This window comes from Hydrogenophaga sp. (genome assembly GCF_041913525.1).
In the GTDB taxonomy this organism is placed as follows: Bacteria; Pseudomonadota; Gammaproteobacteria; order Burkholderiales; family Burkholderiaceae_C; genus Hydrogenophaga.
Window position 1 is genome coordinate 47,120 of sequence record NZ_JAYSFD010000013.1, and the last position, 23,938, is coordinate 71,057.

Below are 23,938 nucleotides of genomic sequence, written 5' to 3' on the forward strand. Positions count from 1 at the left end.
AAAAAAGCGAATCAGGGTTGGGCGGCGTCGGGCAACCAGCCGCCGCCCAAGGCCTTGTAAAGCTGCACGTGGTCGGTGGCCAGGGCCACGCGGGCACTGGCCAGGCTGTCTTGTGCGCTCAGCAAACTGCGCTGGGTCTCCAGCACGGTGGCGAAGTCGATCAGCCCGCCCTGGTAGCGCTGGCGGGCCAGCAACTCGGCGTTGGCGGCGGCCTGCGCGGCGGTCTGCAGGCGCTCCACGCGCTCGCGGTCACCGGCCAGCGAGACCAGCGCGTCTTCCACCTCGCGCAGCGCCACCAGCACCGCGCTCTCGTAATCAAGCCGGGCCTGCTCGAAGGCGGCGGCCTGGGCATTGGCCTGGGCGCGCAGGGCACCGCCATCAAACAGCGGGGCGGCCAGGCTGGCGATGAGGCTGTTGGCCGCCGAGGTGCCCGAGGCCAGCGAGCGCAGGCCCAATGAGCCGCTCAGGCGCAGGCTGGGGTAGCGCGCGGCCTCGGCCTGGGCCACGCGCTGGCGGGCGGCCTCGGCGCGCTGGAAAGCGGCGCCCACATCGGGGCGCTGGCGCAGCACGTCGACCGGGAAGGAAAGCGCCAGCCCGGCGTCGGGCTGAGGTGGCTCGGTCTCGGGCCAGGTGGTGGCCACCTGGGCCAGTGCCCCCGGCGCGCGGCCGGTGAGCACGGCCAGGCTGTTGAGGCCTTGTGCCGCGTTGGCCTGCAGGGTGGGCAGTTGCGCGCGGGTCTGGGCGGCGGCGGCGCGGGCCTGCTCCAGTTCCACGCTGCTGGCCAGCCCGGCCTGCACGCGCCACTGCACGATCTGCAAGGTGGCCTCTTGCGCGGCCAGGTTGCGCTGGGCAATGCCCAGGCGCAGGCGCTGGCCGCGCCAGTCCAGGTAGGCCAGCGCCACCTCGGCCGCCAGCGAGGCCTGGGCGTTGCCCAGGTTGAGGGCGGCGGCGCGGGCCTCGGCCTCGCTGGCCGCCGCCGCGCTGCCCCTGGCGCCGAACAGGTCGGCCTCCCAGCTGGCGTCCAGGCTCAGGCTGCGGCTGTTGGTGGTGCCGCTGGCCGCCGCGCGCGAACGCTGGGCCGAGGCACTCAGGTCCACCGAGGGGCCGAGCGCGGCGCCAGCGGCCTCGCGCTGGGCGCGGGCCTGCTGCAGCACGGCCTGCGCGCGGCGCACGCTGGTGCCCTGGGCCAGGGCCTGGCGCACCAGCTCGCTGAGCACGGGGTCGTTGAAGCGGGTCCACCAATCGGCCAGCTTGGCCGGGGCCGGCTCGCTGCCGGCATCGCTTGGTGCGGCCCAGGCGGCGGGCACGTCAACACCGTGGCGCAGGGCCTCGGGGCCGGGGCCCAGGGTGCCGCAGGCCGAGAGAGCCGCCAGGCCCAAGACACTGAGGGGCCGCAGGAGCAGAGGGAATGAGAAGGCAGTTGTCATGACCGAAGCTCACGTCAGGGCCGGCGCCTGGTGTCACTGGGTCACCCAAAGACCAAGGACGGCACGAGCCATGGCGCCGATTGTTGGATCGGCTTTGTCAAGGAAGCGTTAAAGCCTCGCACGCAATGCAGTGGTTTACCAAATATTTACGCAACACCAATCAAGACCAAGCTTGCGGAACCGGTTCCTTCATCGATAGCCTGCGGGCTTGTCTTGCTACCAAATCGAGAACACCACCGTGAACCAACGCCTGCTGTCACCCCATGCCTCGCGCCGCCAGATCGGCGCCGCCCTGCTCGCCACCGCCGCCGCCACCGTGCTGCCCGGCTGCGCCAGCACCGCCACCACGGCCCCCGCGCCGCGCAAAACCTTTGTGCTGCTGGCCCCCGGCTGGGCAGGCGCCTGGGTGTACCGCGACACCATTGCGCAACTGCGCGCCCAGGGCCACACGGTGTACGCGCCCACGCTCACCGGCCTGGCCGATCGCTCGCACCTGCGCACGGCACAGGTAAACCTGGACACCCACATCCGCGACGTGGTGGACCTGCTGAAGTGGGAAGACCTGAAAGACGTGGTGCTGGTGGGCCACTCCACCACCGGCGCGGTGGTGGCCGGCGTGGCCGAGCAGGCGCTGCCGCGCATCGGCTCGGTGGTGATGCTCAACGCCTACCTGCACGAAGACGGCCGCTCGGTGTTTGACTACATGAGCGCGCGCGTGCAGGCCGACATCACCGCCCGCCTCGCCAAGGGCGAAACCGGCCTGCCCCCGCCGCCGGCCAGCTACTACGCCATGCCACCCGCGCCCACTGCGCGCGCCCAGGCCTTGCTGAGCCCCCAGCCCCTGGGCGCCATGACGCAAAAAGTGAAGCTCACCGGCGCGCTGGAGCGCGTGCCCAAGAAGACCTACGTGATGCTGGCCACCTTTGCCCGCGGCAAAGACTTCGAGACCGTGCACTACCGCCGCGCGCAAAGCCTGCCGGGCTGGACCACCCGCGAGGTGGAAATGGGCCACCTGCCCATGCTTGACCAGCCAGAGGCCTTCACCCGCCTGTTGCTGTCGGTGGCGTGATGGCGCGGCGCGGGCCGGGTGCCGGCGCCGCCGTGGCGCTGGTGGTGGTGGCCACCTGCGCCGCCTCGGCGGTGTCGGCCCAAACGCTCACCCTCTCGGGCGGCATCGCGGTGGGCCTCAAGCGCGAGGCCAGTGGCGCCCAGGCGGTGCAGCAGGTGGCCAGCCTGGCCACCACCGGCAACTACCTGAACATCGCCGCTGTCGATGAACTGGGCGCGGGCTGGCGCAGCGGCGTGACGCTCACCGCCCGCTTCCAGCCCGACACCGGCAACACCGACGGCGGCGCCGACCGCGCCTTCCAGACCAGCAAGCTGTGGGTCTCGGGGCCCTGGGGCGAGTTGGGCATGGGCCGCTTCAACGCGCCCACCGACATCCTGCGCGCCCGGGGCGACCTGTTCTATTCGGCCGGCGCGGCGGCGGGCGTGTTCGGCCACCCCGGCGACGTGACCCTGCGCTACAGCGGCATGCTGCAGATCAGCACGCCGGTGGTGAACCACGCGAAGGCCGTGTTCGCCGTGGCCGACCGCGACGCCAACACCGCCTATCCCTCCCCCGTGCCGGGCGTGCTGGTGCCGGCCGCCCGGGCCAACATCCGCGAGATCACGCTGGAATACACGAACGGCCCGCAAGCCGCGGGCCTGGGCTTCACCGAGAACCCAAACGGTGTGCCCGGCGTGCGCGCCCTCACCGCCGTGTGGCGCCAACCCCTGGGCCGCTCCTTGCTGGGCGTGGTGCACACCGGCCTGCGGCGCAGCAACGGGCTTGACGCCCAGCGCACCTCGGCGCACGTCAACCTGCCCCTGGCCCCGGGCTGGGTGGGCAAGGCCGGCGTGGAGCGCCAACGCACCGAGGGCCAGGGCGCGGTGACCGGCCTGGCCTTGGGCGTGGACCGGGTGCTGAGCCCGCGCACCCGGCTGATCGCCGACGCCTGGCGCAAAAGCTCGCGCAGCACCACCCGCGCCAGCGACGGCGGCATCAGCTACGCCCTGGGCATTCGCCACACCTTCTGAGCCGGGCGCGGCGAATGGGGGCGGGTTGAGGCCGGTCAAGCCCGGCCGGCCCGGCCCATGCTGAAATGCGGGCATGGAAACCGAACCCCACCCGGTATTCAGCGCCCGCGCCCTCACCAAGACCTATGGCGACGGCCCCACCGCCGTGCACGCGCTGCGCGGGGTGGACCTGGACATCGTGCAGGGCGAGTTCGTGGTGCTGCTGGGCGCCTCGGGCAGCGGCAAGAGCACGCTGCTCAACATCCTGGGCGGGCTGGACACCGCCACCAGCGGCTCGGCCACCTGGACGCACCAGGGCCAGACGCACCAGCTCACGGGCGCCAGCGACGCCGAGCTCACCCGCTACCGGCGCGAGCACGTGGGCTTCGTGTTCCAGTTCTACAACCTCATCCCCAGCCTCACCGCCCGCGAAAACGTGGCCCTGGTGACCGACATGGCCGACGACCCCATGCGCCCGCAAGACGCGCTGGCCCTGGTGGGCCTGGGCGAGCGGCTTGACCACTTCGTGGCCCAGCTCTCGGGCGGCGAGCAGCAGCGCGTGGCCATTGCGCGCGCCATCGCCAAGCGCCCGGCCGTGCTGCTGTGCGACGAGCCCACTGGCGCGCTCGATTGCGCCACCGGCATCATGGTGCTGCAGGCCATCGAGCGGGTGAACCGCGAGCTGGGCACCACCACCGTGGTCATCACCCACAACGCGCCCATCGCGGCCATGGCCGACCGCGTGCTGCGCCTGGCCGACGGCCGCATCGTGGAAGAGCGGCGCAACCCGCACAAGGCCGAAGCGGCCTCGCTGTCTTGGTGAGTGCCGAGGTGAGCGCGCCATGAGAGCCATCCACACCAAACTGCTGCGCGACCTGTGGCGCCTGCGCGCGCAAGTGATCACGATTGCGCTGGTGGTGGCGGTGGGCGTGGCCGGCTTCGTGGGCATGTTCTCGGTGCACGAGTCGTTGCTGGCCGCGCGCGACGCCTTCTACCGCGACAACCGCCTGGCCGATGTGTTCGTCACCGCCAAGCGCGCGCCGGTGCACCTGCGCGACCGGCTGCAGGCCATCGACGGCGTGCTGGCGGTGCAACTCACGGTGCAGGCCGACGCGCAGATTGACCTGCCCGGCGTGGACGCACCGGTCACCGGCCGCTTCGTGGGCCTTGACCTGGCCCGCGCCCAGGCCGGCCGCCAGGGCCTGAACGCGCTCACCCTGGTGAAGGGCCGCTGGCCCGAGCGCGGCAACGCACTGGAGGCGGTGGTGAACGACCGCTTCGCCACCGTGCGCGGCCTGCGCCCGGGGGATGCGGTGCACGCCATCCTGAACGGGCGGCGCGAGCGCGTGGTGCTGGTGGGCACCGCCATCTCGCCCGAGTACGTGTTCGCCTCGCGTGGCGGGGCGCCCGACGACCAGACCTTTGGCCTGTGGTGGGTGGACGGCCAGCGCCTGGAAGACATCTTTGACCTGCAAGGCGCCTTCAACCAGGCCGCACTGCGCCTGCACGCGGGCATGCCCACCGCGCCGGTGATGGAGGCGGTGGACCGCCTGCTAGCGCCCTACGGCTCGCTGGGCGCGGTGGACCGGCACGACCAGCTCTCGGCCCGCATCGTCGAAGACGAGCTATCGCAACTGAAGGTGCTGGGCACGGTGCTGCCCAGCATCTTCCTGGCGGTGGCCATGTTCGTGCTCAACGTGGTGCTGGGCCGGCAGGTGGCCACGCAGCGCAGCCAGATCGCAGCGCTCAAGGCCCTGGGCTATGGCAACGGGGCCATCGCGGCGCACTACATCGAACTGGCGCTGGTGATCGCCGGTCTGGGCGTGGCCGCGGGCCTGGCCCTCAGCGGCTGGATCGGCCGGCTCACCCTGGGCCTGTACGACGAGGTGTTTCGCTTCAACCAGCTGGCCTACGCCACGCCGCCCTGGCTGCTGCTGGCGGCCACCGGCATTGCCGCCGTGGCCGCCGCCGCCGGCACCTGGGCCGCCATCCACCAGGTGGTGCGCCTGAGCCCGGCGCAGGCCATGCAGCCCCCCACCCCGCCCAGCTACCGCGCCACCCTGCTGGAGCGCCTGGGCCTGGGCCGGCAACTGGGGCCGGGCGGGATGATGGTGGTGCGCAACCTGGAGCGCCGGCCGCTGCGCTCGCTCTTCACCGTGGGCGGCATCGCCGCGGCGGTGGCGCTGCAGATCTCGGGCGCCTTCTGGCTGGACGCCATCGCCCACGTGGTGGACGTGCAGTTCCGCCAGGTGCAGCCCGGCAACGTGCTGCTGAGTTTTCACCAGCCGGTGCGCCAAGACGTGGTGCGCGAGCTGCAGCGCCTGCCCGGCGTGCAGCGCGCCGAGCCCCTGCGCAGCGAGCCGGTGCGGGTGCACGCCCACGGCCGGCGCGTGGACACCACGCTGCAGGGCACGCTGCCGAATGCGCAACTGCTGCGCGTGGTGGACACCAGCCTCGGCCCCATCGAGTTGCCCGACCACGGCATCACCCTGTCGCACCTGCTGGCGCGCGAGCTGGGCGTGGGCCTGGGCGACACGGTGGAACTGGAATTTCGCCTGTGGCACCGGGCCCGCGCCACGCTCACCGTGAGCGCCATCGTGAACAACCAGATGGGCAAGCCCGCCTATCTGCCACTGGCGCAGATGAACCGCCTCTCGCGCGACGGCGACGCCGTCACCAGCGCCGCGCTGCAGGTGCAGCCGCAGGCCATGCCGGCCTTCTGGGCCGCGGTGAAGCAGGCCCCGGTGATCGACAACGTGTTCGACAAACAGGCCACGCTGGCCTCGTTCGAGGCCACCACCTCGCGCAACATGGGCGTGCTCAGCGCCATCCTCACCGTGTTCGCGGTGGCCATGGCGGTGGGCATCACCTACAACGCCGCGCGCATCGCCTTGTCGGAGCGGGCCTGGGAACTCGCCAGCCTGCGCGTGCTGGGCATGACGCGCGCCGAGGTCTCGGCCCTGCTGCTGGCGCCGCTGGCGCTGGAACTGCTGCTGGCCCTGCCCCTGGGCGCGGCGGCCGGCTGGGGCCTGGCGAAGCTGCTGATGGCGCTCATGTCGAGCGAGAACATCGAATTCCCGGTGATCGTGGCGCCGGCCACCTACGGCTGGGCGGTGCTCATCGTGCTGGCCGCGGGCGTGGCCAGCGCGCTGGTGGTGCGCCGGCGCATTGACCACCTGAACCTGGTGGCCGTTTTGAAGGTACGCGAATGAACGACAAGACCAAACCCTCACGCAAAGGCCGCTGGCTCGCCCTGGGCCTGCTGGGCGTGGCCGTGCTGGGCGCCGGCGTCTGGGCCTTCCGCCCGCGCCCCCTGGGCGTGGAAACCGCCCCGGCCACGCTGGCCCGCTTCGAGCAGGCGGTGGAAGAAGACGGCGTGCTGCGCCTGCAGCAGCGCTACGCCATCACCGCCCCCGTCACGGGCGAGCTGCAGCGCCCCACGCTGAAGGTGGGCGACCGCGTGCGCGCCGGCGAGGTGGTGGCCCGCCTGCTGCCGGCCGCGCCGGTGATGATCGACACCCGCACCCGCGCTGTGCTGGAACAGCGCGTGGGCAGCGCAGAAGCCGCCCGCGCCGCCGCTGGTGCGCAGGTGCAGCGCCTGCGCACCGCGCTGGAGCAAGCCCGGCTGGAAGCACAGCGGGCGCAACAACTGGCGCGCGACAACTTCATCTCGGCCTCGGCCCGCGACACCGCCGTGCTGGCCGAGCAGGCCGCGCAGCAAGGCCTGCAAGCTGGCCTGGCCGAGCAGCGCGCCGCCGACTTCGCCCTGGCCGAGGCCCGCGCCTCGCTGCTGCGCGCCCAGCCCGCGCCCGCCGCGCCGGGCACCCCCAGCGAACCCAAGGGCCTGTGGACCGTGGCCAGCCCGGTGGACGGCGTGGTGGTGCAGCGCCACCGCGACAGCGCCGGCCCCGTGGCCGCCGGCGCCGCCTTGCTCGACATTGGCGACACCGCCCAGGTCGAGGCCGTGATCGACGTGCTCTCGGGCGACGCCCGCCGCATCGCCCTGGGCGCGCCGGCCCGGCTCGACCTGGGCGGCGGCGGTGCCCCGCTGGCTGGCCACGTGACGCGGGTGGAACCCGTGGCCTTCACCAAGGTCTCGGCCCTGGGCATCGAAGAGCAGCGGGTGAACGTGGTGGTGGCGCTGGACCAGCCCCCGCCCGACGGCACCGGCCTGGGCGAAGGGTTTCGGGTGGACGCGCGCATCACCCTCTCAGTCAACGAGGGCGTGCTCACCGTGCCCAGCGCCGCGCTCATGCGCCAGGGCAGCGGCTGGCGCGTGGTGGTGGTGGACGGCGGGCGGGCCCGCCTGCGCGAGGTGAGCGTGCAAGACCGCAACGCCGACGCCGCCTGGGTCAGCCAGGGCCTGCGCGAGGGCGAGCGCGTGGTGCTCTACCCCAGCACCGCACTGAAGGAAAACCAACGCGTGGCCGAGCGGCCCTGGAGTGCGGGCAAACCCTGAGACAGGGCGCCCCTAAAATGCCGGCTGGGTGCTGCGGCCAGCCGGGCCGCAGCAGGTTGTGCGCGAAGGTCGGGCCGCCTCGCGGGTTATCCACGCCTATCGCATGACCGATCCCATCGTCCAATGGGTGGCCGCGGCTTTGTTTGCCATTGCCGTTTGCCACACCTTCGCCACCCGCTTCTTCGAGGGGCTGGCCCATTCCCACCCCCGCCACGCCGGCATCTTTCACCTGCTGGGTGAGGTCGAGGTGGTGTTCGGCTTCTGGGCCATGGTGCTGGTGCTGGCCTTGTTCGCCCTGGTGGGCACCACCGACGCCATCGCCTATGTGGAGTCGCGCAACTTCACCGAGCCGCTGTTCGTGTTCGCCATCATGGTGGTGGCGGGCACGCGGCCCATCCTGCAACTGGCCGACGCCGCCACCCGCTACGTGGCGCGCTTCATGCCCTTTGCGCGCGGGCCGGCCACCTACTTCCTGATCCTGGCCTTCGTGCCGCTGCTGGGCAGCTTCATCACCGAGCCCGCGGCCATGACGCTGGCCGCCCTCATGCTGCGCGACACCCTGTTCCGCCAGACCCTGTCGCAGCCGCTGAAGTACGTGACCCTGGGCACGCTGTTCGTGAACATCTCCATCGGCGGCACGCTCACGCCTTTTGCCGCGCCACCGGTGCTGATGGTGGCCAGCAAGTGGAACTGGGACATCTGGTTCATGCTGGGCACCTTCGGCTGGAAGGCCGCGCTGGCCGTGACGGTGAACGCCGCCTGCGCCACGCTGCTGTTTCGCAAACAGCTTGACCACGTGGCCCAGCGCGACGAAAGCGGGGCCGGCGCCGTGCCCACTGTGCCCTGGGTGGTGACGATGATGCACATCGCCTTCCTGGCCACGGTGGTGGTGTTCGCCCACCACCCCGCCATCTTCATGGGCGTGCTGCTGTTCTTCATTGGCTACTGCACCGCCTACCCGCGCCACCAGAACCCGCTGATCCTGCGCGAGGCCCTGCTGGTGGCCTTTTTCCTGGGTGGCCTGGTGGTGCTGGGCGGCCTGCAGCGCTGGTGGCTGGAGCCGGTGCTCATGGGCATGAACGCCACCACCGTGTTCTTTGGCGCCACCGCGCTCACCGCCATCACCGACAACGCCGCCCTCACCTACCTGGGCTCGCTGGTGGAAGGCCTGAGCGACGAGTTCAAGGTGGCGCTGGTGGCCGGCGCCGTCACGGGCGGCGGCCTCACCGTGATCGCCAACGCCCCCAACCCGGCGGGCGCGGCCATCCTGAAAGAGAAGTTCACCAACCAGACCATCAACCCGCTGGGTCTGCTGATTGGCGCGCTGCCGCCCACACTGGTGGCGGTGCTGGCCTTCCGCGTGCTCTGACACGGCCTGGGCGGTGCGCGACAATCGGGCGCCCCGATTGCTCGCCCCCACCCCCCATGCCCCCACGCCACCGCTGGCAAGCCTTCCAACAGTTGCTGCGCGAAGAACTGGCGCAAGCCACCCGCCTGGCCCCCAGCACCCGCCTGTGGGAAATGCCGGTGGCCGCCGCCCTGGCCAGCGCCCTGCCCCTGCTGATCGGGGCCTGGTTCCAGCGCATGGACCTGGGCATGGTGGCCTCGCTGGGTGCGCTGGTGTTTCTCTACATGCCCAACACGGCGCTGATGCACCGCATGCTCACCCTCATGGTGTGCGCCTCGGGCATGACGGCCTGCTTCACCCTGGGCATCCTCAGCCACCTGGTGCCCGCGCTCATGATGCCGGTGCTGATCTTCATCACCGTGCTCGTCACCGCGCTGTGCCGCCTGGGGCGCGTGGGGCCGCCGGGCAACCTGTTTTTCATCATGACGGCCGCCATCGGTGCCTACACACCGGTGCCGCTGGCGGCCATTCCCCAGATGGTGGGCCTGCTGGCCATGGGCGCGCTGCTGGCCTGCCTGATGGCCTTTTTCTACAGCGTGTACGCCCTGCGCCGCCAGCCCCCGGTGCCACCGCCGAGCCAGCCGGTTGACCTGCACCAGACCGCCTTCGAGGCCCTGGTGATCGGCACCTTCGTGGGCGCCTCGCTGGCCCTGGCGCAACTGCTGCAACTGCCCAAGGCCTACTGGGTGCCCGTGAGTTGCCTGGCCATCATCCAGGCGCCTTCGCTGCGCGCCATCTGGGTCAAGCCGATCCACCGCCTGGTGGGCACGGCCATTGGCCTGGTGGTGGCCTGGGGCTTGCTGCTGGTGCAGATGGACGCCTGGACCATGGCCTTCACCATGATGGGCCTGACCTTCCTGATCGAAACCCTCATCGTGCGCAACTACACCTTCGCGGCGGTGTTCATCACGCCCCTCACCATCCTGCTGGCCGAGGCCGCCACGCTGATGCAGACCTCACCCTCGCTGGTGATGCAGGCCCGCCTGATCGACACCGTGCTGGGCTGCGCCATGGGCGTGGCCGGTGGCCTGTGTCTGCACAACGCGGCCCTGCGCGCGCGGGCCGACCGCCTCTTCAGTCACTGGCTGCCCCGGGCCTGAGCACCCCCTCTTCCTTTGTTGAAAGCCTCTTGATGGACCTCCCCTCCCACCAACTGAGCATGACCGTGCTCATGACGCCCGACATGGCCAACTTCTCGGGCAATGTGCACGGCGGCACCATCCTCAAGCTGCTCGACCAGGTGGCCTACGCCTGCGCCAGCCGCTACGCCGGGCGCTACGTGGTCACGCTCTCGGTGGACCAGGTGATGTTTCTGCAGCCCATCCACGTGGGCGAACTGGTCACCTTCCTGGCCTCGGTGAACCACACTGGGCGCACGTCGATGGAGATCGGCGTGAAGGTGGTGACCGAGAACATCCGCAGCCAGGTGGTGCGCCACGCCAACAGCTGCTTCTTCACCATGGTGGCGGTGGACGACGCCGGCAAGCCCGTGAGCGTGCCGCCGCTGCAGCCCAGCACGCCAGACGAACAGCGCCGCCACGCCGCCGCCCTGGTGCGCAAGCAGATGCGCCAGGAATTCGCCCAGCGCGCCGAGGCCCTGCGCCAAAGCCCCGCGGCCTGAGGGCCTGCGGGCCGAGGCCTCGCCTCGGGTGCTTACACTCGGGCAACTCGACTCCGCGCCCCATGAGCCCCCAAGACTACGTCCAACAAAAAGCCGCAGCCTCGGGCAGCAGTTTCTATTACGCCTTCCTGTTCCTGCCCGCACCCCGGCGCGCCGCCATCACCGCCTTCTACGCCTTCTGCCGCGAAGTGGACGACGTGGTGGACGAGGTGAGCGACCCCGCCGTGGCCCAGACCAAGCTGGGCTGGTGGCGCAAGGAAGTGGCGCAGGCCTTTGCCGGCCAGCCCAGCCACCCCTGCACGCAGGCGCTCATGCCACTGGCGGCCACCTACGGCATCGAGGCGCGCCACCTGCTGGCCGTGATCGACGGCTGCCAGATGGACCTGGAGCAAAACCGCTACCTCGACTTCCCCGCCCTGCAGCGCTACTGCCACCTGGTGGCCGGCATCGTGGGCGAGGTGGCCGCGCGCATCTTCGGCCAGACCGACCCCGCCACCACCGACTACGCCCACCGCCTGGGCCTGGCCTTCCAGCTCACCAACATCGTGCGCGACGTGGGCGAAGACGCCATGCGCGGGCGCATCTACCTGCCGGTGAACGAGCTGCAGCGCTTTGACGTGAAGGCCCACGAGCTGCTCAAGCGCGGCGCCGCCCCAGGCACCGACACGGCCGACTTCGAGCGCCGTTTTCGCGCCCTCATGGCCTTTCAATGCGAGCGCGCCCTGCGCACCTACGACGAGGCCCTGGCCCTGCTGCCCGCGGCCGACCGGCGCAGCCAGAAGCCCGGCCTGATGATGGCCAGCATCTACCGCACCCTGCTCACCGAAATCGCCGCCGACCCGCTGCTGGTGCTCAACCAGCGCGTGAGCCTCACGCCGCTGCGCAAGTTCTGGCTGGCCTGGAAGGTGCAGGCCCTGGGGCGCTTGTAAGCCCATGCGCCTTGCCATCATCGGCGGCGGCTGGGCCGGCATGGCCGCGGCGGTGCGGGCTGCGCACCTTGGCGCACAGGTCTCGGTGTTCGAGGCCGCGCGCACCCTGGGCGGCCGCGCCCGCGCCCTGGCGGTGCCGCACCAGGGGCACACCCTCGCGCTGGACAACGGCCAGCACATCCTGATCGGCGCCTACCGCGACACGCTGGCCCTCATGGCCCAAGTGGGTGTGTCGCCGCGCCAGGCCCTGTTGCCCTTGCCCTTGGGCCTGCCCTTCCCCGATGGCGGCGGCCTGCAAACCCCGCGCTGGGCCGCCAGCGCCCCGCCCTCGCTGGCGCTGCTGGTGGCCATGCTGGGCGCGCGCGGCTGGGCCTGGGGCGACCGCCTGGGCCTGCTGCGCCAAAGCCTGCGCTGGCGCGCCCAGGGCTTTGCCTGCGCGCCCGAGGCCACGGTGGCCGATGTCTGCGCCGGCCTGCCCCGGCGCGCCATGGACGAGCTCATCGAGCCGCTGTGCGTCTCGGCCCTGAACCTGCCCGCCGCCCAGGCCAGCGGCGCGCTCTTCCTGCGCGTGCTGCGCGACGCCCTGCTGAGCGAGGGCGCGCAGGGCTGGGCCGCGTCCACCCTGCTGCTGCCCCTGCGCGACCTGAGCGCCCTGCTGCCCGACGCCGCCGCTCAGTGGCTGCGCGGCCACGGCGGCAGCGTGCACGCCCGCTGCCGGGTGCGCCAAGCGCAGCGCCTGGGGCAAGGCTGGCGCTTGCTCACCGACACCGGCGAGATCGAGGCCGACCGCCTGGTCTGGGCCGGCCCGCCACACACCGCTGCCAACGTGCTGGGCGATGCCGTGCCAGCGCCCTGGCGCGCGCGGGCCGAGGGCCTGGACCACACCGCCATCACCACCGTGTACGCCCACGCGCCCGGCGCGCGCCTGCCATCGCCCCTGCTGGCGCTGCGCCACGGCCCGGCGCAGTTCGTGTTTGACCGGGGGCAACTTCAGGCCAATGAGCCCGCCGCCCAGGGCGTGCTGGCCTTCGTGATCAGCGCCAGCGTGGGCGAGCGCGAGGCGCTGCAGGCCCGCGTGCTGGCCCAGGCCCAGGCCGAACTTGGGCTGACGCTCACCGCGCTGCGCACCGTCACCGACAAGCGCGCCACCTTTGCCTGCACGCCCGGCCTCCAACGGCCTGGCGCGGCCGTGGCCCCCGGCCTGTGGGCCGCCGGCGACTGGGTGGACGGGCCCTACCCCGCCACGCTGGAAGGCGCCGTGCGCAGCGGGCGCGAGGCCGCGCGCCTGGCCCTGGCCTGAGGCATTCGCTCACCGAGAGCATTTGTCGGGAACCTCTGGGGCCCCTGAGGGTTCGGACACGGCACACACGTGTTGTTGCAACCCCAGGAAAGGAAATCCCCAGGATGTCACCCATCCGAGCGCTCTCCGCCCTTCGATCCGCCGCCCTTGCCACCTCCATCGCCCTGCTCGCCGGCCCTGCCCTGGCCCAGCAGATGGTGAGCGTGAGCGGCAACACCCTGAACATGCGCGACGGGCCCAGCACCGCCAGCACCGTGATGTGGGAGCTGCAAAAAGGCTACCCGCTGCAGGTGACGCAGCGCAAAGGCGGCTGGCTGCAGGTACGCGACTTCGAGGGCGACACCGGCTGGGTGGCGCGCTCGCTCACCGGCAAAGTGCCGCACCACATCGTGAAGGCGCGCGTGGCCAACGTGCGCAGCGGCCCCAGCGAGCGCCACCGCGTGGTCGGCAAGGCCGAGTACGGCGAGGTGCTGCGCACCCGCGCCAAGCAGGCCAACTGGGTGCAGGTGGAACGCGCCAACGGCACCAGCGGCTGGGTGGCCAAGCCGCTGCTGTGGGGCTGGTGAGGCCTCAGCCCAGCTCGCGCGCCGCGCGGTAGCCGTCGCGGTCCAGGCAGCGCAGGATCCACGCGTGCGTGAGCGGGTGGGCCTGCATCAGCGCCTTGGACGGGCGGGCCCAGTTCAGCACGCTGGCCGCGCACAGGTCGGCCACGGTGAAGCGCTCGGCCGCCAGGTACTCGTGCCCGCGTTCGGCCTGCTCGCGCAGGTGCTGCTCGATCACGCGAAAGGGCACGGCCAGACGGCGCTCGGCGGCCTCGGCCAGCTCGGGCTTGCGCCGCGCCTCGGGCATGGCCATGCGGTGCATCAGCACGGTGAGCGCATCGGCCTCGGCCTCGGCCATCACCCAGAAGCTCCAGCGCAGGGCCTCGGCGTCTTCGGCGGGCGTGGCCGGGGTGATGCGGCGGCCGTCGGCCACGCCATGGTGGCGCGCCACGTAGAGCGCGCAGGCCATGCTTTCCCACACCACCACGCGGCCACCAGGGGCCTCGGGCCGCTCGTCCACCACCACCGGAATGTGACCGTTGGGGTTGAGCGCCAGGAAGTCGGCGGTGCGCGTGGCGCCGCCCTCGTAGGGCAGGCTGACGTGGCGGAAACTCAGGCCCAGCTCGCAGGCGGCCCACAGGGGGCGAATGGCGCGCGAGGCGGGAATGCCGTAGATGGTGAGGCTCATGTCGGGCAATGAAGGCGTGGTGAAGGGTCAGCCCAGCAAGCGGCAAAGGGCCAGCAGGTCGGGCACGGTGGTGTGGGGTTGCAGCGGGTGGTGTTCCCAGGGGTGGCCCTCGCGGTTCACCCAGGCCACCTGCATGCCGGCGTTGAGCGCGCCCACGGCGTCGAGGTGGGCATCGTCGCCAATGTGCAGCACCGCCTCGGGCGCCACGCCAGCGGCCTGCGCGGCGGCGTGGAAGATGCGCACATCGGGCTTGCCCACGCCGAACTCGCGCGCGCTCAGCGCGCCACGAAAGTGGGCCTGCAGGCCCACGCGCTGCAGGTCGGCGTTGCCGTTGGACACGGCCACCACCGGGTAACGCGCGGCCAGCCACTGCAGGGCGGGCAAGGCGTCGTCGAACAGGGTGACGCGCTGGCGCTCGGCGAAGAACACCTCAAAGGCCGGCTCGGCCAGGGCCGGGTCTTCGCCGGCCCGCTGCAGCACGCGGCGGATGGACTCGCGCCGCAGGGCGCTGAGGTCGTGGTGCAGATCGGGCCGCTCGGCCTGCAGGGCGTTGCGCACCTCGCGCAGCGCCTGGCGATCGCCCGAGAGCGCGGCGGCGGCCGGCGCGTGCTCGCGCAGCCAGGCCAGCAGCACGGTTTCGGCGCGCTCGATGGTGGGCCAGATGGGCCAGAGCGTGTCGTCCAGGTCAAGCGTGATGGCCCGCACCCGCGACGGGTCGAGCGCGGCCTCGGAGGTACTCATGGGGGTTTTCATGCTCGGCGAGAATAGCGCATGCCCTTCCAGACCGAACCCGCTTACTCCCACGGCCAGCCTGCCCGCACGGCCATTGTGTTGGCCAACCTGGGCACACCCGACGCACCCGACGCCCCCGCCTTGCGCCGCTACCTGGCCGAGTTCCTGGGCGACCACCGGGTGGTGGAAATCCCCAAGCCCATCTGGTGGCTGATCCTGCACGGCATCATCCTGCGCGTGCGGCCCAAGAAGTCGGCCGCCAAGTACGCCAGCATCTGGACGCCCGAGGGCTCGCCGCTGAAGGTCTACACCGAGCGCCAGGCCAAGCTGCTGCAAGGCGCGCTGGGCGAGCGCGGCCACCAGGTCACGGTGCGCTACGCCATGCGCTACGGCAACCCGTCCATTCCTTCGGTGCTCAACGAGCTCAAGGCCGAAGGCGCCACCCGCGTGCTGGTGCTGCCGGCCTACCCGCAGTACAGCGGCACCACCACCGCCAGCGTGGTGGACGGCGTGATGAACTGGGCGCGCAAGGTGCGCAACCTGCCCGAGCTGCGCTTCATCAACCGCTACCACGACGACACCGGCTACATCAACGCGCTGGCCAAGCGCGTGCGCGAGCACTGGCTGGTGAACGGCCAGGGCGAGCGCCTGGTGATGAGCTTTCACGGCGTGCCCGAGCGCACCCTGCACCTGGGCGACCCCTACCACTGCGAGTGCTTCAAGACCGCGCGCCTGCTGGCCGAGGCCCTGGGCCTGCCGCGCGAGCGCGTGGTGGTGACGTTTCAATCGCGCTTTGGCAAGGCCAAGTGGCTGGAGCCCTACACCGAGCCCACCCTGGTGGCGCTGGCGCAGCAAGGCATTAAGCGGGTGGACGTGATGTGCCCCGGCTTCACCAGCGACTGCCTGGAGACGCTGGAAGAAATCAACATGGAAGTGCGCGAGGCCTTCCTGCACGCCGGGGGCGAGCGCTTCGACTACATCCCCTGCCTGAACGACACGCCGGCCTGGGCCAGCGCCCTGGCCGACCTGGCCGAGCGCCACCTGCAAGGCTGGCCCACCCGCGAGGCCGACAACCCGGCCGAGCGGGCCGAGAGCCGCCAGCGCGCGCTGGCCCTGGGCGCCAAGCGCTGAGCTCGCCGGCCGCGCTCAGTCGTTCCAGCTGGAGGGCACCGGGTCGCCGCGCTCGATGCGCGCCATCACCGCCTCGATGCGGCTGTCGCGTGGCTCGAACTTCTGCAACTGGAAGTTCACCGCCGCTCCCTTGATCTCGGCCCATTCGCCGCGCTTGAGTTTGTCGCTGCCGAATCGGTAAGTCTGTGAGGCCACGCAGCCCACCAGACCCTTGCCCAGGCTGCGCCACTCGATGACGTTGCGGGCATCGGCCTCGCGCGAGCTGTTCCACCACGCCTGGTGCTGGATCTGCGCCTTCAGGTCGAGCGTGGACCAGGCACTGGGTGGCGGCTCACCCAGGCGGCCGGCCTCGTGGTGCAGGGCCTTGAGCGGGTAGGCCTTGCCGTCGCGCACGTAGTACTCGTGCCATTGCGCCTCGCTGGCGTGCACGCTCACGTCCAGCGTGGGTTCGCCCATGCAGTTGCGCACGGCGTAGGTCACGGGCACACGCACTGGGCGCCCGCGTGTGGGCCAGATGTCAAGCACGGTGCGGTAGAGGGTGAAGTCGGCGGTCTTTTCCACAACTTCTGAGCGGCCCTGCTCAAAGTGCGGGGCCGAGGGCACGCCCGGGCCAGCCTGCGACAGCTGGCGCGGCTTGCGCACCGGCTGCACGGCCACGGCGCCGGGCAGCATCAGCACCGCCGTGTTGCCCACCACTGCACTCGGGCCACCCGATACGCCCCTGGTGGCGCCGCCGCCACCGCTGGCGATGGAAGTACCGGAGGCACCACTGCCGGGCGAGGTCTTGCGAGGCAGCGTGGGGCTGCCGGCAAGCTGGTATTGCATCTGGGCCTGGCGGCGGTCCATCTCGGCGGTGCCGCGCCGCACCTCGCGCCCAGCGGTGGCCACTCCCTTGGCGAAGGCGTCCGAGCCAAGGACATCCACCGTGTCGCCCAGCAGCTCGACCGCGCCGGAGCCCACGTGGGCCAGGCCAACAAACAGGTCGCCGATCACGCCACGTGACACCTTCTTTTCTTCCACGATGCCCTTGACCACGGCCGGGGCCTGGGTGGCGGCGTAGTCGCCGTCCAACCCGGCCCGCAGGGCCACCAGGAAGAGCCGAAGGTTTTTGTTCAGCGCGATGTTCAGCGCCTCCGGCGGCGCCATGATGCCGGTGGCGTTGGTGGCCCCCTGGCTGTGCACCGGCACGCTGAAGATCTCTTGCCCGCCGCGCAGCACCCGGTAGTCGATCTCGATCGAGGTGACCAGCTCGCCGCCATTGGTCATGGGGTTGCGCTCCTGCTCAGCGGCCCCCTTGGTGTGGTCGTGGGACACCCTCTTCAGTGTCAGCTGCACGTCCAGCGGCGTGCTGTGCTGGGGGTCAAGCCAACCACTGGCCGCCAGTTGGCGCTGCACCTCGACGGGGTAGTGCTTGAACACCTGGCCTTGCACGGTGGCAGCGTCACCGAGGTACACGCTATCGCCACAGGTGAAGCACTGGGCCACGCTGAGCACACTGACGCGGCCCATACGGGCCTCCAGCAGCGGCTTGCCGCTGGCGAAGGCCGCGGTCTCGGTGGCATCGAGCTCGATCTTCTGGTTGGGCTCCATGGTGGCGCAACCGCCCAGGGCAAGGGCCACCACCAGGGGCCAGGTCTTGAATGGAATGACGAAGGGCATGGGCGCCGATGCTAGGCAGCCCCTGCCCTCGCCGCCATCACCCGATCATGGGAGCGCGGCCGCCGACAGCACACCTCGGTGTGACGAAGCTCACGCCACGCCGCTCAGGAATCGCTGCACCAGCTCGAACTGTTCGGGCACGTTGAGCGCGGGCGCGTGCCCGCAGCCGGCGATGGTGACCACCAGCGCGCGCGGGCCACGGTCGCGCATGGCCTCGGCGGTGTCGGCCAGCAGCAGGTCCGAATCGACACCGCGCAGGCACAGCACCGGCACGTCGATCTGCTCGTAGGTGGCCCAGCGCTCGTAGTCCTGAGGGTGGTGGGTGAACTGCATCACCATGGCCGGGTCGTAGTGCGGCGTGACGCGGCCATCGGGGAGGCGGCGCACCGAGCTTTCCGTCAGCAGGCGCCACTGCGCGTCGCTCAACCAGCCGTAGGGCGCGTACACCGTACGGAAGTAGCGCTCCAGTTCGCTCACCGTGGCGAAGGCCAGGGGCTGGCCAGCGTAGTCGCGAATGCGCTGCAGGGCCGGCTCGGCCAGCTTGGGGCCGATGTCGTTGAGCACCAGGCGCTCAATGCGGCCCTTCAGCGGCCCGGCCGCGGCCACCATGCCGATGGCCCCGCCCATGGAGGTGCCCACCCAGTGAAAGCGCGAGAGGCCGAGCTGGTCCACCAGCGAGGTGGCCAGGCGGGCGTAAAAGTCCAGGCAGTACTCGGCCTCGGGGCGCGGGCTCCACTGCGACAGGCCGCGGCCGATGGTGTCGGGGCAGATCACGCGCCAGCCCTGGGCGCACAGGTGCGCGGCCAGCGGGTCCATGTCGCGCCCGGTGCGGGCCAGGCCGTGCCAGGCGACCACCGTGGGGCCGCTGGCCACCTCGGGCACCCAGTCCATGAAGTGGATCTCGCGCTCTTCGCAGCGCAGGTAACGCGATTGCGGCGTGGTGTTCATGCGGCCCCCTTGCGAGCGGCGCGCTCGCGCAGCTTGCCCACGATGCCACTGGGGAAGTGGTACACCGAGAGCACGAACAGCAGGCCCAGCCACAGCAGCCAGCGGTCGGGCGTGAGCAGGGCCGACAACAGCGGCACGCCCTCCACCGCGCCACCGGCCAGGCGCAGCAGGTCTTGCAGGTAGCTTTGCGCCAGCACGAAGAGCACGCTGCCGATGAGGGCGCCGTACATCGTGCCCATGCCGCCAATCACCACGATCAGCAGGATGTCCAGCATGATCTCGAAGGACAGCGAGGTGTCTGGCCCGTTGTAGCGCAGCCAGAGCGCCAGCAGGCAGCCCGCCACCGTGGCGAAGCTGGCCGACAGCACGCTGGAGAGCGTGCGGTACACCACCGTGCGGTAGCCCAGGGCCTCGGCGCGGAAGTCGTTTTCGCGAATGGCTTGCAGCACGCGGCCAAAGGGCGAGTTCACGATGCGCAGCAGCGTGAGGAACACGCCGCACACCACCACGAACAGCAGGTAGTAGGTGATGACGCGGCCGTTCACGTCCACCTCGCCCAGCGGCGTCTGCAGCGGCTCTTCGGTGAGCGTGAAGCCCGGCGAGAGCAGGCGCGGCACCGAGAAGTTCAGGCCGTCTTCGCCGCCGGTGATGTCAGAGAGCTGCGAGGCCAGCGTGAGAAAGGCCGAGGCCACCGCCAGCGTGATCATGGCGAAGAAGATGGCGCGCACCCGCAGCGAGAACAGGCCGATCAGCAGCGACAGCACCAGCGAGATCGCCAGCGCGCACACCACGCCCAGGCCGATGGCGCCCCAGCTCGGCTCTTCGGCCGCGTTCAGCGCAATCGCCACGCCATAGGCGCCGATGCCGAAGAACATGGTGTGCGCGAAGCTCACGATGCCGGTGTAGCCCAGCAGCAAATCGAAGCTGGCCACCAGCGCCACGAAGATCAGCACCTTGGCCGCCACGTTCAGCGCCTTCACGCCCGGGAACAGGAAAGGCGCGAAGGCCAGGCCCAGGAAAAGCACCACCAGCAGCACCGCCAGCCAGCGGCTGCGCGGCAGGTCATTGGAGAGGAGACGGTTCAACATGGTGTGGCTCCTCATCTGCTCGTCACGGGATACACGCCGCGTGGCCGCCACAACAAGATGGCCACCATCAGCGCGATGTTGGAGAACAGCGCCACCTTGGGCGCCAGGAAGCCGGTGTAGTTGGCCATCAGGCCCACCAGCAGCGCACCGATGAGCGCGCCCGTGGTGGAGCCCAGCCCGCCGATGATGATGACGATGAAGATCAGCACGTTCACCTGTGCCCCCATCTGCGGGATCACGGTCTGCTGGTACAGGCCCCACATCACGCCACCCAGGCCGGCCAGGGCGCTGCCCACCACGAACACGCCCACGAACAGGCGGCTGATGCGGTAGCCCAGCGACTCAACCATCTCGCGGTCTTGCACGCCGGCGCGCACCAGCAGGCCCACCTTGGTGCGGTTGAGCACCCACACCATGGCGGCGAACACCAGCGCGCCCACCAGCACCGCCAGCAGGCGGTATTTCTCCACCGCCGCCTCGCCAAACAAGAGCGAGCCGCGCAGCGCCTCGGGCAGGGGCAGCGGAATCTGCTCGGGGCCCCAGACCACCTTGATCAGCTCTTCGCCAATGATCATGCCGCCCATGGTGATGAGGATCTGCTTCAGGTGCTGCCCATACACCGGGCGCACGATCAGCCGCTCGAACACCAGGCCCAGCGCGCCGGCCACCGCCATGGCCACCAGCATGGCGGGCAGCAGGGCCATGAGGTTGAGCCACAGGTTGTCGGCCCCGGTGTAGGCGCCCATGCCCGCCAGCACGCTGGTGGCCACGAAGGCGCCCAGGGCAATGAACACGCCGTGGCCAAAGTTCAGCACGTCCATCAGGCCGAACACCAGCGTGAGGCCCGAGGCAATGATGAACACGATCATGCCCATGGCCAGCCCTGCCACGGTGAGCGTGAGCCAGGTGGAGGCACTGCCCGTGAGCGGCAGCGCGATGAGCGCCAGCACCGGCACCAGGGCCAGGGGCTTCCAGTCAAAAGTGGAACTTGTCATTGGTGGGCTCCCAGGCTCAGGCCCAGCAACTTGGCCTGCAATTCCTCATCGGCGGCCAGATCGGCCATGCGCCCGCTGTGCACCACGCGGCCGTCGTCCATCACGGCCACCGAGTCGCCCAGCTGGCGCGCGAAGTTGAAGTTCTGCTCGACCAGCAGAATCGTGGTCTGCGAGGCCTTGAGCTGGCGGAAGGCCTCGATCATGTTTTGGATGATGGCCGGCGCCAGGCCCTTGCTGGGCTCGTCGATCAGCAGCAACTGGCGCGGCTCGACGATGGCGCGCGAGACCGCCAGCATCTGCTTCTGCCCGCCCGAGAGCTTGCCCGCCGGGTGCAGCCAGAACTTCTTCATGGCCGGGAACAGGCCAAAGATCCACTCCAGCCGCTCGGTGTCGATGTCGTCCAGCGTGCGCGCGCCACGCGCGGCCAGCAGCAGGTTCTCGCGCACCGACAGGTCAGAGAAGATGCCCATGTTCTCGGGCACGTAGGCCACACCGCCGCGCGCAATGTCGGGCGTGGCGCGGCGGGTGATGTCCTGGCCGTCCAGCGTGACCGTGCCCTGACTGGCGTGCCACAGGCCCATGATGGTGCGCAGCGTGGTGGTCTTGCCCGCGCCGTTGCGGCCCAGCAGCATGGTGAGCTGCCCACGCGGCACCACCAGGTCCACCCCGTGCAGGATGTGATACGCCCCGATGTGCGTGTGCACACCCGCGAGCGTGAGCAATGCGTCGGCGCTCATGCGGCCACCTCGTCTTTTTCTTCGGGGTTCACGCCCAGGTAGGCCTGCTGCACCACGGGCGAGGCAATCACCTCGGCCGGCTCGCCATCGGCCACCAGCTCGCCGTTGTGCAGCACAATGATGCGGTCGGCCAGCTCGCGCACCACGTCCATCTTGTGCTCCACCAGCAGAATGGTTTTGGTCTTGTCCTGCTTGAGCTGGCGGATGAGGTTCAGGATCACCGGCACCTCGTCCACGCTCATGCCGGCCGTGGGCTCGTCGAACATGTAGACCTGCGGGTCCAGCGCCATCAAGATGCCCACCTCCAGCTTGCGCTGGTCGCCGTGCGGCAGGCTGGCCGCCAGCGCGTCGCGCTTGTCGGCCAGGGCCACGCTGTGCAAGATCGCCTCGGCCCGCTCCAGCAGGTCGCGCCGGTCGCTCCAGATGCGCCACAGGTTCAGGCCGGCACCCGCCCGGGCCTGCACCGCCAGGCGCACGTTCTCCAGCACCGAGAGCTGCGGGAACAGGTTGGTGAGCTGAAACGCCCGGCCAAGGCCGGCCTGGGCACGGGCCGGTGCCCCCAGCCCGGTCAGGTCGGCGCCATTGAGCCGCACCCGGCCAGACGTGGCCGGAATCTGCCCCGAGATCAGGTTGAAGTAGGTGGTCTTGCCGGCACCGTTGGGGCCGACGATGGCCGTCAAGGTGCCCGGCGCGAACGAACACGAGACGGCATTCACCGCCACGTGCCCGCCAAAGCGGACCGTGAGATCAGAGGTTTCAAGCATGAGGTCTCTCCACGCGCAGCGCAGGTGCGCGAGCAGTGGCGGCGAACGCCGCCACTTTCCAGAAACGCCGCGGAACCGGCTCAGCCGGGCCGCAGGGCGTTGTCCCCCTTCCAGGGGGAAGCCGCGTCAGCGGCGCAGGGGGTCAATCCCTTTCTGTCAAGCGCGATCAGCGCTTGTTCCGAATCGGCACATCCATTTCAGATGGCTTGATCTCGCGCACCAGCTCAGGCACGCCCCAGGGGAAAGCCGGGTCGTCCTTGATCTTGAAGTGGTACATGCTCTGCAGGGCCTGGTGGTCTTCCTTGCGGAAGGTCATGGTGCCCTTGGGGGTCTCGAAGCTCATGCCCTCCATGGTCTGGATGAGCTTGTTGGTGTTGGTGTCGCCGTTGGTCTTCTTCAGCGCGGTGACGATGGCCATGGCGGCCGAGAAACCACCGGCGGTGAAGAAATCGGGCGGGGTCTTGAACTGGCGGTAGTGCTCGGACACCAAGGCCTCGTTCACCGGGTTCTTCGGGATGCCGAAGTAGTAGTAGGCCGCGCCTTCCATGCCAGGGAAGCGCTTGTAAGCGGCCATGGCGGGCAGGATGTTGCCGCCCGTGGCGATCTCGATGCCGTAGCGCTCTTTCACCTGCATGTCGGCGAACTTGGCAAACGGCGAAGAAGCGCCTGCCCACACGATCCACACCACCTTGCGGCCAGGCTTGTCCTTGATGGCGTCAATCACGCGCTGGATGCCGGCGGTGAAGTCGGTGGTGTTGGCCGGCAGGTATTCCTCGTGCGCGATCTTGTTGTTCTTGAGCGCATCGCGGAAGGCCTTCACGCCGTCACGGCCAAAGGCCCAGTCTTGCGCCAGGGTGGCAATGGTGGTGCCCGGCTTGTCCAGCGCCACGGCGTTGGAGATGGCGTCTTGCGAGCTGTTGCGGCCGGTGCGGAAGATGTACTTGTTCCACTTCTCACCGGTGATCGAGTCGGCCACGGCGGGCTCCACGATCAGGATCTTGCGGTACTCCTCGGCCACCGGCAGCATGGCCAGTGCCACGCCCGAGCCAGTGGTGCCCACGGCCAGGTCGGCCTTGTCGTCGGCGTAGGCGGTGGCCAGCAGCGAGCGGCCCAGGTCGGGCTTGCCCTGGTCGTCTTTTTCCAGCACCACCAGCTTCTTGCCATTGACGGTCATGGTGCCGCCGGTGGCGTAGTTCAGGCCCATCATCAGGCCGGTGTGGGTCTGCTTGCCATAGGCCTCCAGCGGGCCGGTCTTGCCGTACACGTGGGCAATGCGGATCTCGGACTGTGCGTGGGCAGTGCCCACCAGGGCCGCGCTGGCCATCGCGATCATCGCGAGGCGACGGGTGGTGCTGATCATGTCTTGTCTCCTGGTTGGTCGATCACGGCATCGAGACCGTGCACCTGCACTGTGCAGGGTTCGTGCCAGGTGCACAAGCCTTTGATATCAAA

22 protein-coding genes are annotated in these 23,938 nt (G+C 70.3%); 12 read left to right on the forward strand and 10 right to left on the reverse strand.

Annotation, left to right across the window (positions count from 1 at the left end; all coding sequences use genetic code 11):
• Nucleotides 1-11 precede the first annotated feature (11 nt).
• Nucleotides 12-1,427 carry an efflux transporter outer membrane subunit gene (locus tag ACE3RQ_RS15135; RefSeq protein ID WP_374522878.1) on the reverse strand — a complete coding sequence of 472 codons (1,416 nt, stop codon included), beginning with the start codon at nucleotides 1,425-1,427 and terminating at the stop codon, nucleotides 12-14.
• A 238-nt stretch (nucleotides 1,428-1,665) separates the two neighbouring features.
• Here ACE3RQ_RS15135 and ACE3RQ_RS15140 point away from each other — a divergent pair, with 238 nt between their 5' ends.
• The 11 genes from ACE3RQ_RS15140 (at nucleotide 1,666) to ACE3RQ_RS15190 (ending at nucleotide 13,768) form a co-directional block, all read left to right on the forward strand.
• Nucleotides 1,666-2,496 (forward strand): alpha/beta fold hydrolase, encoded by an 831-nt coding sequence (locus ACE3RQ_RS15140; protein ID WP_374522879.1) that lies wholly within the window; start codon nucleotides 1,666-1,668, stop codon nucleotides 2,494-2,496.
• Nucleotides 2,496-3,506: a porin gene (locus ACE3RQ_RS15145; RefSeq protein WP_374522880.1), complete on the forward strand. Its 1,011-nt coding sequence runs from the start codon at nucleotides 2,496-2,498 to the stop codon at nucleotides 3,504-3,506. The genes ACE3RQ_RS15140 and ACE3RQ_RS15145 overlap by 1 nt, the downstream gene beginning before the upstream one ends.
• A 73-nt stretch (nucleotides 3,507-3,579) precedes the next feature.
• A complete protein-coding gene (locus tag ACE3RQ_RS15150; RefSeq protein ID WP_374522881.1) occupies nucleotides 3,580-4,308 on the forward strand; it encodes an ABC transporter ATP-binding protein in 729 nt (242 codons plus the stop codon).
• Between the two features lie 19 nt (nucleotides 4,309-4,327).
• Nucleotides 4,328-6,697 (forward strand): ABC transporter permease, encoded by a 2,370-nt coding sequence (locus ACE3RQ_RS15155; protein ID WP_374522882.1) that lies wholly within the window; start codon nucleotides 4,328-4,330, stop codon nucleotides 6,695-6,697.
• Nucleotides 6,694-7,944, forward strand: coding sequence for an efflux RND transporter periplasmic adaptor subunit (locus ACE3RQ_RS15160; RefSeq protein WP_374522883.1), 1,251 nt, complete (start codon nucleotides 6,694-6,696; stop codon nucleotides 7,942-7,944). Before ACE3RQ_RS15155 ends, ACE3RQ_RS15160 begins: the two co-directional genes overlap by 4 nt.
• A gap of 103 nt (nucleotides 7,945-8,047) precedes the next feature.
• Complete coding sequence (locus ACE3RQ_RS15165; RefSeq protein WP_374522884.1) at nucleotides 8,048-9,313, forward strand: putative Na+/H+ antiporter; 1,266 nt, start codon at nucleotides 8,048-8,050, stop codon at nucleotides 9,311-9,313.
• A gap of 56 nt (nucleotides 9,314-9,369) precedes the next feature.
• Nucleotides 9,370-10,452 carry an FUSC family protein gene (locus tag ACE3RQ_RS15170; protein WP_374522885.1) on the forward strand — a complete coding sequence of 361 codons (1,083 nt, stop codon included), beginning with the start codon at nucleotides 9,370-9,372 and terminating at the stop codon, nucleotides 10,450-10,452.
• 32 nt (nucleotides 10,453-10,484) lie between these two features.
• Nucleotides 10,485-10,973, forward strand: coding sequence for an acyl-CoA thioesterase (locus tag ACE3RQ_RS15175; RefSeq protein ID WP_374522886.1), 489 nt, complete (start codon nucleotides 10,485-10,487; stop codon nucleotides 10,971-10,973).
• A gap of 62 nt (nucleotides 10,974-11,035) precedes the next feature.
• Nucleotides 11,036-11,902 carry a presqualene diphosphate synthase HpnD gene (hpnD, locus tag ACE3RQ_RS15180; RefSeq protein WP_374522887.1) on the forward strand — a complete coding sequence of 289 codons (867 nt, stop codon included), beginning with the start codon at nucleotides 11,036-11,038 and terminating at the stop codon, nucleotides 11,900-11,902.
• A 4-nt stretch (nucleotides 11,903-11,906) separates the two neighbouring features.
• The gene (gene hpnE / locus ACE3RQ_RS15185) at nucleotides 11,907-13,202 is read left to right on the forward strand and encodes a hydroxysqualene dehydroxylase HpnE (protein ID WP_374522888.1); all 1,296 of its coding nucleotides are present in this window, start codon (nucleotides 11,907-11,909) and stop codon (nucleotides 13,200-13,202) included.
• 104 nt (nucleotides 13,203-13,306) lie between these two features.
• Nucleotides 13,307-13,768 (forward strand): SH3 domain-containing protein, encoded by a 462-nt coding sequence (locus ACE3RQ_RS15190; protein WP_374522889.1) that lies wholly within the window; start codon nucleotides 13,307-13,309, stop codon nucleotides 13,766-13,768.
• Nucleotides 13,769-13,772: 4 nt separating this feature from the next.
• Here ACE3RQ_RS15190 and ACE3RQ_RS15195 read toward each other — a convergent pair whose 3' ends face one another.
• On the reverse strand, nucleotides 13,773-14,432 hold the full coding sequence (locus ACE3RQ_RS15195; protein ID WP_374522890.1) for a glutathione S-transferase family protein: 660 nt from the start codon (nucleotides 14,430-14,432) through the stop codon (nucleotides 13,773-13,775).
• 27 nt (nucleotides 14,433-14,459) lie between these two features.
• Nucleotides 14,460-15,173: an HAD family hydrolase gene (locus ACE3RQ_RS15200; RefSeq protein WP_374522891.1), complete on the reverse strand. Its 714-nt coding sequence runs from the start codon at nucleotides 15,171-15,173 to the stop codon at nucleotides 14,460-14,462.
• A gap of 30 nt (nucleotides 15,174-15,203) precedes the next feature.
• Here ACE3RQ_RS15200 and hemH point away from each other — a divergent pair, with 30 nt between their 5' ends.
• Nucleotides 15,204-16,295: a ferrochelatase gene (gene hemH / locus ACE3RQ_RS15205; protein ID WP_374522892.1), complete on the forward strand. Its 1,092-nt coding sequence runs from the start codon at nucleotides 15,204-15,206 to the stop codon at nucleotides 16,293-16,295.
• Between the two features lie 15 nt (nucleotides 16,296-16,310).
• Here the strand turns inward: hemH and ACE3RQ_RS15210 are convergent, their stop codons facing one another.
• The 7 genes from ACE3RQ_RS15210 to ACE3RQ_RS15240 form a co-directional block, all read right to left on the reverse strand.
• A complete protein-coding gene (locus tag ACE3RQ_RS15210) occupies nucleotides 16,311-17,954 on the reverse strand; it encodes a hypothetical protein (protein ID WP_374522893.1) in 1,644 nt (547 codons plus the stop codon).
• Nucleotides 17,955-18,044: 90 nt separating this feature from the next.
• Nucleotides 18,045-18,902, reverse strand: coding sequence for an alpha/beta fold hydrolase (locus ACE3RQ_RS15215; RefSeq protein WP_374522894.1), 858 nt, complete (start codon nucleotides 18,900-18,902; stop codon nucleotides 18,045-18,047).
• Nucleotides 18,899-19,990: a branched-chain amino acid ABC transporter permease gene (locus ACE3RQ_RS15220; protein WP_374522895.1), complete on the reverse strand. Its 1,092-nt coding sequence runs from the start codon at nucleotides 19,988-19,990 to the stop codon at nucleotides 18,899-18,901. The genes ACE3RQ_RS15215 and ACE3RQ_RS15220 overlap by 4 nt, the downstream gene beginning before the upstream one ends.
• An 11-nt stretch (nucleotides 19,991-20,001) precedes the next feature.
• On the reverse strand, nucleotides 20,002-20,985 hold the full coding sequence (locus ACE3RQ_RS15225; RefSeq protein ID WP_374522896.1) for a branched-chain amino acid ABC transporter permease: 984 nt from the start codon (nucleotides 20,983-20,985) through the stop codon (nucleotides 20,002-20,004).
• A complete protein-coding gene (locus tag ACE3RQ_RS15230) occupies nucleotides 20,982-21,722 on the reverse strand; it encodes an ABC transporter ATP-binding protein (RefSeq protein WP_374522897.1) in 741 nt (246 codons plus the stop codon). The genes ACE3RQ_RS15225 and ACE3RQ_RS15230 overlap by 4 nt, the downstream gene beginning before the upstream one ends.
• Nucleotides 21,719-22,486 (reverse strand): ABC transporter ATP-binding protein, encoded by a 768-nt coding sequence (locus tag ACE3RQ_RS15235; protein ID WP_374522898.1) that lies wholly within the window; start codon nucleotides 22,484-22,486, stop codon nucleotides 21,719-21,721. Before ACE3RQ_RS15235 ends, ACE3RQ_RS15230 begins: the two co-directional genes overlap by 4 nt.
• 166 nt (nucleotides 22,487-22,652) lie before the next feature.
• Nucleotides 22,653-23,819 (reverse strand): substrate-binding domain-containing protein, encoded by a 1,167-nt coding sequence (locus ACE3RQ_RS15240; RefSeq protein WP_374522938.1) that lies wholly within the window; start codon nucleotides 23,817-23,819, stop codon nucleotides 22,653-22,655.
• Nucleotides 23,820-23,938: the final 119 nt, after the last annotated feature.